The sequence below is a fragment of the Pseudoalteromonas sp. NBT06-2 genome (genome assembly GCF_002276045.1).
GTDB lineage: Bacteria > Pseudomonadota > Gammaproteobacteria > Enterobacterales > Alteromonadaceae > Pseudoalteromonas.
Genome location: NZ_NQMR01000015.1, coordinates 15,178 through 28,717, shown reverse-complemented (window position 1 = coordinate 28,717; position 13,540 = coordinate 15,178). Strand labels below are relative to the sequence as shown.

The 13,540-nt window shown below is 35.6% G+C and carries 10 protein-coding genes; 4 read left to right on the top strand and 6 right to left on the bottom strand.

What is annotated here, in order from left to right; genetic code table 11:
• Positions 1 to 8 precede the first annotated feature (8 nt).
• Genes CJF42_RS29235 through CJF42_RS04780 form a run of 3 tightly spaced genes read left to right on the top strand, consistent with a single transcriptional unit; the run spans position 9 to position 1,424 of the window.
• Positions 9 to 101: a helix-turn-helix domain-containing protein gene (locus CJF42_RS29235; protein WP_095365586.1), complete on the top strand. Its 93-nt coding sequence runs from the start codon at positions 9 to 11 to the stop codon at positions 99 to 101.
• Positions 98 to 343, top strand: coding sequence for a hypothetical protein (locus CJF42_RS28430; protein WP_252097525.1), 246 nt, complete (start codon positions 98 to 100; stop codon positions 341 to 343). Before CJF42_RS29235 ends, CJF42_RS28430 begins: the two co-directional genes overlap by 4 nt.
• 1 nt (position 344) lies before the next feature.
• Positions 345 to 1,424, top strand: a complete 1,080-nt coding sequence (locus CJF42_RS04780) for a sensor histidine kinase (RefSeq protein WP_252097524.1) — start codon at positions 345 to 347, stop codon at positions 1,422 to 1,424.
• A gap of 17 nt (positions 1,425 to 1,441) precedes the next feature.
• Here CJF42_RS04780 and CJF42_RS04775 read toward each other — a convergent pair whose 3' ends face one another.
• The 6 genes from CJF42_RS04775 to CJF42_RS04750 form a co-directional block, all read right to left on the bottom strand.
• Complete coding sequence (locus tag CJF42_RS04775) at positions 1,442 to 3,376, bottom strand: TonB-dependent receptor domain-containing protein (protein ID WP_095365585.1); 1,935 nt, start codon at positions 3,374 to 3,376, stop codon at positions 1,442 to 1,444.
• A gap of 113 nt (positions 3,377 to 3,489) precedes the next feature.
• The gene (locus CJF42_RS04770; RefSeq protein ID WP_095365584.1) at positions 3,490 to 4,440 is read right to left on the bottom strand and encodes a hypothetical protein; all 951 of its coding nucleotides are present in this window, start codon (positions 4,438 to 4,440) and stop codon (positions 3,490 to 3,492) included.
• The gene (locus tag CJF42_RS04765; RefSeq protein ID WP_095365583.1) at positions 4,434 to 8,381 is read right to left on the bottom strand and encodes a non-ribosomal peptide synthetase; all 3,948 of its coding nucleotides are present in this window, start codon (positions 8,379 to 8,381) and stop codon (positions 4,434 to 4,436) included. Before CJF42_RS04765 ends, CJF42_RS04770 begins: the two co-directional genes overlap by 7 nt.
• A 9-nt stretch (positions 8,382 to 8,390) precedes the next feature.
• Positions 8,391 to 9,275: an isochorismatase gene (locus tag CJF42_RS04760; RefSeq protein ID WP_095365582.1), complete on the bottom strand. Its 885-nt coding sequence runs from the start codon at positions 9,273 to 9,275 to the stop codon at positions 8,391 to 8,393.
• A 56-nt stretch (positions 9,276 to 9,331) separates the two neighbouring features.
• Positions 9,332 to 10,954: a (2,3-dihydroxybenzoyl)adenylate synthase gene (locus CJF42_RS04755; RefSeq protein WP_095365581.1), complete on the bottom strand. Its 1,623-nt coding sequence runs from the start codon at positions 10,952 to 10,954 to the stop codon at positions 9,332 to 9,334.
• Positions 10,954 to 12,159 (bottom strand): isochorismate synthase, encoded by a 1,206-nt coding sequence (locus tag CJF42_RS04750; RefSeq protein WP_095365580.1) that lies wholly within the window; start codon positions 12,157 to 12,159, stop codon positions 10,954 to 10,956. Before CJF42_RS04750 ends, CJF42_RS04755 begins: the two co-directional genes overlap by 1 nt.
• A 114-nt stretch (positions 12,160 to 12,273) precedes the next feature.
• On the opposite strand from CJF42_RS04750, the gene CJF42_RS04745 reads away from it, so the two are divergent.
• On the top strand, positions 12,274 to 13,500 hold the full coding sequence (locus tag CJF42_RS04745) for an MFS transporter (RefSeq protein ID WP_095365579.1): 1,227 nt from the start codon (positions 12,274 to 12,276) through the stop codon (positions 13,498 to 13,500).
• The last annotated feature ends 40 nt before the right edge of the window (positions 13,501 to 13,540 follow it).

The following is a 13,540-nucleotide window of genomic DNA, read 5'->3' as shown; positions in this document are numbered from 1 at the left end:
CACAAGGTGTGGTATCAAAAGCAGCAAAAGGGTTAGGCCTTAGTCGACAAGCTTTTTATCGAAGAATGGAAAAATTTGCCATTGAGCTAAACAAAAAATGATTAAAAAAATAACACTGTCAGCACAATTACTTACATTATTTTTTATTACGTTATTAATACAAGCAGGTATCTATGTGAGTTTGTCTTACCTAGCATTTCCTACATCTTTTATTATCAGCCTAGGATTATTAGTTAGTTTTAGCTTTGTATTTATAGGTATTCAACGATTATTAAAACCTAGCCGAAACTTAATAAGTGCCCTAACATCGGGTGTATTGAGCTTTCAAGATAATGATTTTTAGCGTGCAAATTCATAATGAGTTTAAAGGTGAATTAGGCCAACTAGTTGATGCTTATAATGCCTTAGCTAAAACCATGAAAAAAGAGCGAATGAGCTTATTTCAGCGGGAGTTATTACTCGATACTATAATGCAAAGCACACCTGTTTCAATCGTTTTAACCAATGAAAATGAACAGGTTGTATATTCAAATTTAGTGGCGCAAAAACTATTTAATATAAAAGGAAAATTAGAAGGCCTCACTTTTACAAAAATTGTAAACTATCTTGATGATGAACTTAAAAACAGTTGCATAAAAAAACAGTCAGGCTTAATTACATTAAATAAAGAGAATAAAAAGCAAACCTATTATTTATCCTGTCAGCACTTTCAAATGAATTTGCGCCAACATACGTTATATTTATTCAAAGACTTAACCACTGAAATATCTCGCCAAGAAATTAATCTTTGGAAAAATGCCATTCGACTGATTTCCCATGAGCTTAATAACTCTTTAGCGCCGATAGCCTCACTAACATCGTCAGCACTTAAAATACTCAATAAACCAGCCCACTTTGGTATGTTGCCTGATATTTTAACAACGATTAACCGACGCGCTGATAATTTAAAAGTATTTTTGGAACAATATGCGCAGTTTGCCCGCTTACCTGAACCGACAAAAACCAGACAAAACCTCAGTTTATTACTTACATCAGTTCAACGAATTTATGACTTTACCTTATTGGATGATTTACCTAAAACAGATGGTTTTTTTGATGGGACTCAAATAGAGCAAGTACTCATTAACTTACTCAAAAATGCCCATGAATCTGATTGTGAAATCAGCGATATTGCACTCAAAGTGGTGTTCGAAAATAATCGTTTGGTATTTGCTTTAGTTGACAGAGGCAACGGCATGCAAGCCTCACAGTTACAACAAGCATTACTTCCTTTCTTTAGTACCAAAGAAAAAGGCACTGGACTAGGCTTAAGTTTATGTAATGAAGTAATATCTGCTCACGATGGCCAATTAAAATTAGCCAATCGTGAACAAGGGGGGTTATTAGTTAAATTTGATGTCCCAGCTTGGGATAAAACAAAATAAACATCGCAAAGCTAACTTTAAAAACGCATACTTAAATTAGCGAATACACTACGACCTTTTTCAACATAACCATATTGTGCCACTTCATCATCAAAACTTTCATCTGATAAATTACTTATACCCGCTCTTAAACCAAAGGTTTCACTAAACTCATACCCTGCACCTAGATTAAATAAGCTATAGGCATCTACAGTTGTGTTTCGTATTTTTTGCTCTCCAATATATTGCCATTGCGCAAATGTATATGCTGATTGCGTCACTTGCCAATTCACCGTCACATTCGCATTTTGCTTTGGCGTACCTTGCAATACTTCATCACTAGATTTATCTTTCGCATCGGTATAAGCAAAGTTAGCATCAACTGACACAGCATCATTGATATCATACCAAGTACTTAGTTCTGCGCCCTTAATTTTAGACTCTGAAATATTTATGTAACTGATCACAGGCACACCTTCATTCATATCAACTGCAGTGGTGATATCTCTTTCAATTTTATCTTCAACATCATTATTAAAAATAGTGAAGTTAGCACCAAAATTTTGTGTCTGATAAACCGCACTTAATTCATAACTTACAGATGTTTCTGGATTTAGTTCTGGATTACCACGTAACCAGCATGCGCCTCTACAGCTTATTAACTGAAATTCATTGCTCATTTCTAACATACTAGGTGCTTTAAATGCTTTACCTGCACCTACTTTAATAACAAATTCATCACTGACATTATAAACGGCGTATGCGCGTGGGCTAAACTCAGCACCAAACACATCATGATCATCCAATCGACCACCAAGTGTTAATGCTAATTTACCTATATTGAATTCATCTTGAACATATAATGCTGTTTGTGAATAATCTATTTTACCTGATGTGAGATCTCTATCATTTTCAACTTCAGAGTTTCTAAACTCTATACCAGCAGTAATTAAGTGCTCAGTTAATAATGCAGACGCTTTACCATCTAGTGTGCTATTTTTTTGTTTAATTTCACCTGTTGTATATGCCGTGCTTGCATCATTTAAATCAACATTTTCATGATAATAACGAACTTGAGTATCTGCTAACTCCCACTGTGCATCATGAGAGACACTAAAGTTGAATCGCTCGGTTGTTTGATTGGTTTTTTCAAGTCTTGGACCACGTTGCCAATCAGCTTCTCGTTCGTCATCAGAATAATTGACTTCAATATTTAATGCTTGGTTATCAGTTAATGTCCAATTAACCATAGTCATAACATTCACGGCGCTGCGATCTTCTAAAGCATCTAATACAGGCACATCATCAGTACGCCACGCATCACGGTCTACTTTTTCTGCGATTAAAGTTGCTGAAACAGATTCACTTAACTGGCCACTTACAAATAAATTAAGTTTTGATTGATCGCCTCCAGTTCCAGTTGTAATGGATTCTTTTTGTAGATTGAGATTTCCTGACAATTTTTCTTTAGGTTGCTTTAAAATTACATTAACAACACCACCAAGAGCTTCAGAGCCGTATAAAGACGACATGGGTCCTCTAACAATTTCAATTCTCTGTACAGACGACATAGGTATGGTACTTAGATCAAAATCATTACCACGGATCAAAGCATCCTGAGAATTAACACGACGACCATTAATTAAAATAAGCGTATAGCTGCCATCCATACCTCGAATACTAATATCTTCACGTCCATAAGCTGCTGCTGGCAATACATTTACACCTGTTGTGGCTCGGATCGCTTCACCAATATCAGCAACAGCTAAGCGTGCTATATCTTCCGCCGTCACAATCGATACAGAAGCAGGTGCTGTAAGTTCACTATGTGGCGTTTGTGTCGCTGTAACAACTAACCTTTCTATATCCTGATTAACTGATTGTGCATAAGCAGAGATAGAAGTGATATTAGCAGCAACAACTAATGATAAAAGTGAAGTTTTAAAAGTGTTAGAACCTAAAAGAGGTCGCATGATTTACCCTTGTTGATTTAATATTTAAGTTTAAATACTGATTAATGGAATGATAACAATTACCATTACCATGTAAACCTATTTATATAAAATATGTTCCTTTTTTACGATTTTTATTTTTCAATCACCTTTTTGACTATCATTTGCTGTTTTTGATTTAAAAACTTTTGTCTTTGCGCCATTTTTTTACACCATTTGGTATTATATAAATGAGGTGAAATCGACAGTTCTCGCTCTTGAACACCTAGATAAAGATAACCATCAACTAAACTTGATAATTTAGCAGAACTAAATAGGTTAAACATAGGCTTAACAGGTGCTATCTCATCGAACGTTATATTTTTAATCTCACGGTTTTGGGTATCAAAATAGCCATATCTCTGGGAGTGAGATTTATCTTTAACCCAAGCAGGCGGTTCTGTTAAAATATGAGGCCAAATGCTCAATAATTTATCCGGATAATTTTTATGCATTAATTGTCCAAATGAAGCATGTGATTTAATAGGTCGATTTGATACTTCACTTTTTAATAAATGACGTGCGCCAACCAATACTATGGCAGCTTTATTTTCCTGTAATAAGTTTTTTTTTACATATTCAAATAAAGCGAAATCCCGATTGCCATTAATCTTTATAAACTCAGCTTTAGACTTAATATCTTGCCATTCAAAACTAGGCTCAGTCAGGTGAACTTTGATGGGAGTAGTTCGCTTAAAATTAGCCTTGCGGATCTGATAAAATAAGTCACCGTATTGCGGTGGTAACCAAGCAGGAAATACGATTGAATCTAACCAAATAGATTGAAGTTCTTCAGGAGCCACTTCCTTGCCAGAGATAAAATCATCAAGTAAATTTTGATGTTTACTGTTGCCGCATTCAACCACAATATCGGAAAAAAGACTTTCTATTTCAGGAGCTAAAATCAATTGACTAAGTTGATTAAAAAGCTTTTGAAACCAATGTGCCTCCCCTAAACCAATAATTTTTTTTTGTTTAAGAGACTGCTCAATAACTTTGATAGGATCTTGAACAGATCCTATCTGTTTAGAGTCAACTACTACCATTGACCGTATTTTTTCACTAAGTTTTCTGCAACATGTTCACCTATTTGTCGTAACATATCTGGTCGCATCATATCGCGGTGAATACAGTCAATTTCCACCACATTAATATTACCTTCCATATAATTAAACCAGCCTTCCTTGTTTAAAAATGCTTCTTCAGGTGGCTTTAGGGCATTAAAAAATAACATATCACCGTTATACTGATAATTAACTTCATCTCGTACTCGGCTATTATTGTTTATTACCACTTCTATCATAGCTGAAATTGTATCTGAACTAAGATGTGCCATTGAACTTCCTGCATCTTGCAGTATTTCAGTGACTTGCTCTCTTGTTAGACTAGAATGTGCCGATTCATCAAATTCAACACCAGCCATGCGGATTAATGCACCTAAAGCTTCATCTTCCTGAGGTGGATTCATTTGCTGCCACTGCTCAGTTGGATAAGAATCTAATACTGTAAGTAAGCCCACTTCTTGTCCTTGTTCTTGCAATATTGCAGCCATTAAATGCGCTATCATGCCACCAATAGACCAACCCAATAAATGATAAGGACCAAAAGGCTGTTCAGCCCTAATGGCTGCAACATATTCTGTTGCCATTTCAGTCATAGTTTTAGGTAAAGGTGCTTGTGTATCTGATAAATTTCGAGCTTGCACACCATAAAGTGGAATATCACTTGGAATGATTGGCGTAAGCGCTGCATAACACCAACTTAAACCACCAGCAGGGTGAATACAAAAAACAGCGGGTTTACCCTCACGTTTTCTTAAAGGTAGCAACATATTGAGTGCTTCGGTGCTATTACTACCATCCAATTTTGCCGCTATACCAGATACTGTTGGAGCTTCAAATACAGCTGCCAAAGATAGCTCAACACCCATGATCTCTTTTACATAAGCAATAAGTTGTGCCGCCAATAAAGAATGACCACCGAGTTCAAAGAAGTTATCTTCAACACCTACTGTTGGTAAGCTTAATAATTGACAGAATAATTTGCATAACCGTTCTTCCACTAAGTTGCTTGGGCCTTTACTTCCAACTTGACCTGACAAATCTGGTTTTGGTAAAGCCTTGCGATCTAATTTTCCATTTGCGGTAAGCGGAAAGGTGTCTAATTCAACAAAATAACCTGGAACCATATATTCAGGTAAAGGTTCGGCTAAAAATGCCTGTAATGCCATAATATCTAAATTGTCACAATCTGGTTTAGCATTTACATAAGCCACAAGGCGTTTATCACCTTGGCTATACTCTTGTGCTAAAACGGCAACTTGAGCGATATCTGGATGAAGGGCTAACGCATTTTCAATTTCTTCAAGCTCGATCCTAAACCCTCTTATTTTTACTTGAAAATCACTTCTGCCACAATACTCTATTGCTCCTGAAGCATTCCATTTAGCTAAATCACCACTGAGATAAAGTCGACTACCATCAGTTTTAAATGGGTTTGCTATAAATCTTTCTTGAGTAAGAGTCTCTTGACCTAAATACCCTATCGCAAGTTGATCACCTGCAATATATAATTCTCCGACTACACCTGGAGGTACGGGATTTAATGCCGAATCTAAAATATAAATTTGTGTATTCCAAACAGGGCGACCTATTGGTACTGAGCTTGAGTTTTCAGCATTACAAGACCAAAAAGTGACATCTACAGCGGCTTCCGTTGGACCATATAAGTTTTCTAACGGCGCACTAAACTTTTCATAATATTCTTTAACTAACTCACTAGGTAAGGCTTCTCCGCTACAAAAAACATGCTTTAAAGAAGCACATTGTTGTGCATCAGCTTGCTGTACAAATAATTGCAGCATAGAGGGTACAAAATGTAAGGTCGTAATTTTCTTTTCATCAATAAGATTAGCCATATAAATTGGGTCTTTATGGCCATCAGGTTCAGCTACAACCAAACTTGCTCCAGTGATCATTGGCCAAAAGAACTCCCAAATTGAGACATCAAACCCAGCAGGCGTTTTTTGTAATACCTTATCGGTTGAAGACAATTTATATTGATCTTGCATCCAAAGCAGTCTATTAACGATTGCCTTATGACTGATCATCACGCCTTTTGGTTTACCTGTAGAACCTGATGTATAAATAACATATGCAGGGTCATCATGATCTAACGGTCTAATCCTATGTTCTTGGCTTGGGTAAGAGTGGGAGTAAGTACTAACTATGTGAATAAAGTCTTCAGTATCAACTAACATACTCTTACTCACTTGCGGTAATTTAGCTTTTAGTTGTGATGTAGTAAATACAAGCTTAGGTTCAGAGCTTGATAACATATAAGCTATTCGACCATCTGGATAATCAGGATCTACAGGAACATATACCGCACCAGCAAATAAGATAGCTTGTTGTACTACAATTAATTCAACGCTTCTGGGAATTATTACTGCAACGTAATCACCAGGCCCAATACCCTGTGCTATTAGCCAATGTGCCATTGGGTTTACTTTTTCAGATAATTCGCGATAGCTAAGTGTTTGCTCTTGAAAATTAAGAGCTGTTGAATCTGGACTTTGCACTGATTGTGATATTAATAATTCAGTTAAGTCCGTTTGAGGCACTTGATGAACTGTATCATTATATAAATCTAAAACCAGCTCTTTTTCACCAGGAAGTAAAATAGCAACATCTTTAACTTGAGGGTTAGCAGCTAAAGACGATGCAAAAAAATCAGCCATAAAATGAAATAATCTCGTTTTATGTTCTTTCACTTCCTCTTCAGAATAAAGCTCTGGATTCGCATCAATATCAATATGTAACTGGCCACCTGATTCATAGCAATACATTGACATATCATCAACTGGACCAGCTGAAATATTAAATGCTTTAGCCTTTGCTTCACCAAAATTATGTTCATATTCAAATGGCATGATATTCACCAGTGGACCAAATAAATTTCGGTTATCTTTTACTAAGTTAAGCTCTCTATGAAGTTCTTCGTATCGATACCCCTGATGCCGTCTTACCGAGCTAAATTCTTTATTTACTTGTTTAACTAAATCTTGCAAGGTTTGCTCTGGTGAAAAACTAATGCGCATAGGTAAAATATTCACACGCATAGCAGGTGTTTGGATCGCAACAGAACCTAATCGACCCATTAAGGGCACACCTAACACCACTTCATTAGAGCGCGTCATTCTATGTACATAAGATGCAATTGCAGCAATTAAAACACTGTACCAATGGGTACGACACTGCTTTGCCATTAACTCCATCTTCTTAAAATCAGTATTTGGCATAGCGCCAAAAAATCGCCAAAAATGATCTGAAGTAATTGTCGGTTTTCCTGCTAAATTAACCGTATCATTATGGTCAGCATATCTTTGCAAATAGAAATCACGATCTTTTTGATATTTATCTGAGCTTTTATATTGCTCATCTTCTGTAAGTAATGCCTTTTGATCTGCAAATTTTATTTTTGTGAACGCTTCATTTTTTATCAATTGGCCATAGATATAAGCTACGCGAGAAACTATCAACGACATGCTATAGCCATCAATTGCAATATGGTGCAATGACATAAACCATGCATGTTTCGCATCACCTAACTTAAGCAATGCCATGTTAAATAATGGGCCAACTTCTAGATTAACGGGTATTTCAAGCTGTTTTTCCATCCAATTTTTTGCTGTAATTAATGGTGTTTTATCATTACTATAATTAATTTGTTCCACATCCCAAGACTGACGTGTAATGATCATACGCGGGCCTTCAGTCGTCGTGACGAACTGAGCATGTAAAGATTCAACCTCATTGATCACTATTTTTACAGCTTCTACAAAACTAGCTTGATCAATATCACCCTCAATAACTAAGTATTCCCCTGTTTTATATATTGGATTTTGTGGATCTCTTAATTGCGCAAACCAAATACCAGATTGGGCATCTGTCAAAGGGTGTAATTTTGTCTTATCTAATTTAGTCATAATATGCCTCTAAGCCGCTTTTGTTTCTAATAATTGCCACCAATCTTGTAGACATGGTTTTGCAGCGAGTTCGATGAAAGTCATATTTAACCCATCTTGCTGCCAATCTGCGATTAATGACATCATGCGAACAGAGTCCAAACCAAAATCTAATAAGCTATCTTCAAACGTTAATTCATCATCAGGGATTTCAAGTAATTGTGCTATTTGCTCTACTAGCATGGTTTTTGAAGTGGGAATACTAAAAGCTTGTTGCGTTATATTGATCGCATCTAATACTTGTTCAGTAGAAGTAACAGAGCCACATCGCCCTGCAGTATAAGTTAAAGCCATTTGATGTTCTTCAGGTGAAAAGTCAGCTTGCGCATCAGACACCATAAAAGCTTTAATATCAGACATAAAGGCTTCAGCAGCTGTTTGCATACAGCCAATATGCGAATATACACCTACAATAATTAACTGATCTCTTTGCCAATCATCCATTAGTTGTTTTAAGTCAGTTCTCTGAAAAGCGCTATAACGCCATTTAGTGAGCACAACATCATCATTTTCCGGTGCAATTAGAGGTAAAATTTGTGTTACAGCATCATTTGACTTTAATCCTGTTCCCCAAAAGTCTGTTAATAGTGCACGATCTTCAGCGCTTTGATCACCAGGCTGTGCAGTATAAATAATCGGGATCCCAGCATTTTTACAAGCTAATTTTATTTGTTGAATATTTTTAACCACCGTTTGAATTGGTTCTGCATTTTCATCAAAAAAATCTACAAAATACTGTTGCATATCATGTATTAGTAATACGGCTTCACTTGGGTTTATTTGCCAATCAACACGGTTATTAATTCCGTGTTCTAATGCATTCAAAGAATATGACGCTATTGCTGGTATAGACATGGTAAATCTGGTTCCTTGTTCATTTTATTTATTAGAAATAAACACGATTGAATTGATTAAAGTAATTCACGTAATTTATTTTTATTGATTTTTCCAACGGGAGTTTTTGGTAAAACGTTTAAAAATTCAATACGATCTGGGATCTTAAAATCAGCAAGCCCTTTATTTCGTAAGAACCTTTTTATTTCTATCACCTTAGGTCTGTTTTCATTATTACAAACGAGAACCGCACAACTTTTCTCCCCTAAATAATCATCAGGTACAGCTATAATGGCAGCATCATGAATTGCATTATGATCTAATAAATAATTTTCAATTTCCTGAGCTGCTATTTTTTCTCCACCGCGATTGATCTGATCTTTATCTCGACCTACTACCTGAATATTTCCCTCTTCAGTTATCACCACAATATCTCCTGTAATATAAAAACCATCAGAAGTAAAAGCCTGTTTATTATGTTTTGGCGCACGATAATATCCTCTTATCGTGTAGGGACCTCGTGTCAGCAAGCTACCAGCCTGGTTAGCTTTTACAGCAACACCATTGTTATCTACGATTTTAATTTCATCAGCGTCAGACATAGGTCGACCTTGGGTATTTACAATCACATCAATTGAGTCATCTAATCGTGTGTAATTAACTAAACCTTCAGCCATACCAAATACTTGTTGCAATACACAACCAAGTTCAGGTGCAATTCTTAATGCTGTATTTTCATTAAGCCTTGCCCCTCCCACTTGTAATACTTGCAAAGTAGATAATTTATGCTTTTGATTTTTAGATAGTTCAATCCATAATAAAGCCAAAGGGGGGACTACTGCAGATACGGTAATTTTATGTTTTTTAATTAAATCGAACGCATTACTTGGACTAGGATCATCCGTTAATACCACAGTGCCACCGCTCAAAAAACAACCTAAAGCACCTGGAGAGCTTAATGAAAAGTTATGCGCTGCAGGTAACACACATAAATAACGTGTTTGCTCTGTAAACTGACATACCTCAACGCTTGCTCTAACACTATATAAATAATCGTTATCTGTTCTAGGGATTAATTTAGGAGTCCCAGTCGTACCTCCAGACAACTGAAAAAAAGCAAAAGTATTTAGCTTTAGTTTCGCGAGATATGATTCTTTTTGATATAAATCTTCAATAAAAGTTAATTCAGATTTAAAGTCACAAGAATTAACTAGTAACTCTTTTTGCCCACAATATATGATACTTTCTAAATTTGGGTTGGCATCTTTTACTTTTTTGGCTAATTCAAAACTATCAAACCCATGTTGTGGTGCCATCAAATAAGCTTTAGCTTCCACAAATTTACAAAAATAGTTTATCTCTGAAAACCGATGTGCAGGTAGAGCAAGTACAGGTTGAACCCCTATTTTTAGCAATGCAAAAAATGAAATATAAAATTCAGCAATATTAGGTAGGTGCACGACCACTTTATCGCCAGAATTTAACCCTAGCTCTTTAAGTCCAATACTCAATGCAATGCACTTATCTTCTAAAGCTTGATAAGTGTATTCTTTGTCGTTACAAATCAAGGCTATGTTATCTTTATATTTAATACTTGCCTGTGCAATTAAATTAGCCAATGGCTCGCCTTGCCAATAACCTTGATCTATATATTTTTGATTAAAAGTTTCAGGCCAAGGCGTAAAATCACTATTATTCATTATGGTGCCATCTCTAACATCTCAGATTCTTGTAAATCTATACCTAACGCATTTAGAATCGTTCTCATTTTATTACCTGTTTCTTGCAGCTCACTAAGCGGATGGGAACCATCAACAATACCGGCACCTGCAAATACTTTTAAACTCTTTTCTTGTACTTCAGCGCAACGAATAACAACCACCCACTCACCATTTCCGCGGGCATCACACCAACCAATAAGCCCAGTAAAATAACCGCGATCAAAAGGTTCTGCTTCATCTATAAAGTCATTAGCGTCATGTTTCGGGTAGCCACATACAGCAGGGGTAGGATGAAGTTGACTTGCAAGCTTCAGTACATTCATTTCAGGCGATATCGCAGTTCCTTCAATTAAAGTAGATAAATGCAACATAGCACGGGTTTTTATAACTGAAGGCATCATAGGAACATATAAATTACTGCAATAAGGCGCTAACGACTTTTCGACTGCATCAACAACAACCGCATGTTCATGTAAATCTTTATCGCTTTGCCTCAGAGATTCAGATAATGCTTCATTTTCATTTTCATCTGTACTTCTACGACGAGAACCTGCAAGTGGATTAGAGCAAATATACTGCCCTTTTTTAGATATCAATAACTCAGGGCTTGATCCAATTAACCGGGTACAACCAGAGTCAGTGATCTTGCTACAGAAAGTATATCCACCGGGATTTTGTTGTAACAAAGTAGATAAAAAACTCTCAAGTTTTATAGGGTGTTCTGTATCGACCTGTAAGGCACGAGATAAAACAACTTTATCTAATTGACCATCATTACATTGCGCTACAGCTTTCTCAACTGAACGCATATATTCATTTGGATTTGGAATAGGAGTGAGCTTTGATGGGTTTTTATCTGCTGCTTTTTCGTGCAGAACAGATGGTCTTAATGGTGAAGATACATATAATTTTTCAGGCACAATAAAACGGACTGGATTATGCTCTGAGAAAGGGATAACACCGACAGCAATCGGGTTATCTGTTTGGCTCTTTTTTGAATCTGATAAAATATCATTCACGTAATCTGATAATTTATCAGAAGAAACAACTTTTGAATATTCTTTAACATTCCCCTGAGCAAATAAAGTCACAGTAGGCGAGCTAAAAAAGAAAGGTGAATCTATAAGTTGATTTTTAATCAACTCATTGATCATATATTGACTACCTACAGTTTTACGTTCCATAAAGTTTATCACTTCATAATAAAAATAATGCAGGGATAATACTTAAAAACACTTTAAATGCAAACAGTTTTCATTTAGATTATCATTTATTTTAAAGGTACTCTAGAGATTCAATTGAAACTATCAAATCAAACACATATAAATAATCTTCAACAAAGTGATATTATAATTCATAATTCAAAGTGGATTTTATTACTTATATTAACAATTCAATTTATCGCAATTTCCGATTTTATGGTGGTAATGCCATTAGGTCCTGACTTAGCAAGAACATTCAATATTAAAGTAGAATCAACAGCTTGGTTTAGTGCAGGTTTTACAATATCAGCTGCAATTTCAGGCCTTTTATGTTCATCATTTCTAGATAAATACGATAGAAAAAACTCTCTAATAGTCTTACTTATCGCTAACTGTATTTGCATCGGTTTATCATCAACGAGTCAATCCTTTGCTGAACTAACTATTTTTCGTTCTCTTTGTGGTTTTTTAAGTGCGCCTACAACTGCACTAACATTAGCAATTGTCATTGATACCATCCCACCAAAAAAACGAGGAAAAGCACTTGCGAAAGTTGCGCTTAGCTTTTCATTTGCAGCTATTATTGGTGTACCTGTTGGTTTACATATAGCTAATATATATGGCTGGCAATGGGTTTTTATATTAAGTGCTACAATTATGCTAATACTCACTATTTTTGCTGTCTTTGTACTTCAAAATAATAAGCATAAAAACTCTGAAACTGAAAAGTTTAATTTAAAAATAGTAATTTCAAATAAAACAATGCGATTGGGTATAACCATAGTGGCATCTTCAATATTTGCAGTTTTTTTGTTTATTCCCCACCTTTCAGCTATTTTTCAGTTCAATCATAATTATCCTAGATCAAATATAAGTCAACTGTTTATGTTTGGCGGGTTATCTACGATTTTTGTTACTATGATTTGTTCAAAGTTAATAGATAAAGTCAGTCTTTTTAATATGGCTACATTTTTCACCATAGCTGGAATATTGGTAATTACATTAGGATTTGCCCTTGATTTTAACTTACCGGTAGCCATCATTTTTATATTTTTCATGAGCGTAAATGCAGGACGTAATTTAATAACACAAATTTTACTAAGCCAAATAGCACCTCCAAACCAAAGAGCCGGTTACTTAGCAATAACAACAACTGCAAGAAATATAGCAACAGGTCTCGCAGCTTTTATATCAGCACAAATTTTATCTTCAAATGATGATCTTACAATAAATAACCTGCCAATATTAGTTATGATATCTGCTTGCCTGATGTTATTACTGCCTTGGCAAATATCCAGTTTAAGTAAACATTTATCAAAGTAAATTTAAAGCGCGATACACATCGCGCTGTCACTTTAAACTA

Coding starts and splice junctions, on each gene's coding strand:
- CJF42_RS28430 (WP_252097525.1), top strand. CDS start 98: ATGATTAAAAAAATAACACTGTCAGCACAATTACTTACATTATTTTTT.
- CJF42_RS04750 (WP_095365580.1), bottom strand. CDS start 12,159: ATGGAACGTAAAACTGTAGGTAGTCAATATATGATCAATGAGTTGATT.
- CJF42_RS04760 (WP_095365582.1), bottom strand. CDS start 9,275: ATGTCTATACCAGCAATAGCGTCATATTCTTTGAATGCATTAGAACAC.
- CJF42_RS04765 (WP_095365583.1), bottom strand. CDS start 8,381: ATGACTAAATTAGATAAGACAAAATTACACCCTTTGACAGATGCCCAA.
- CJF42_RS04775 (WP_095365585.1), bottom strand. CDS start 3,376: ATGCGACCTCTTTTAGGTTCTAACACTTTTAAAACTTCACTTTTATCA.
- CJF42_RS04755 (WP_095365581.1), bottom strand. CDS start 10,954: ATGAATAATAGTGATTTTACGCCTTGGCCTGAAACTTTTAATCAAAAA.
- CJF42_RS04770 (WP_095365584.1), bottom strand. CDS start 4,440: ATGGTAGTAGTTGACTCTAAACAGATAGGATCTGTTCAAGATCCTATC.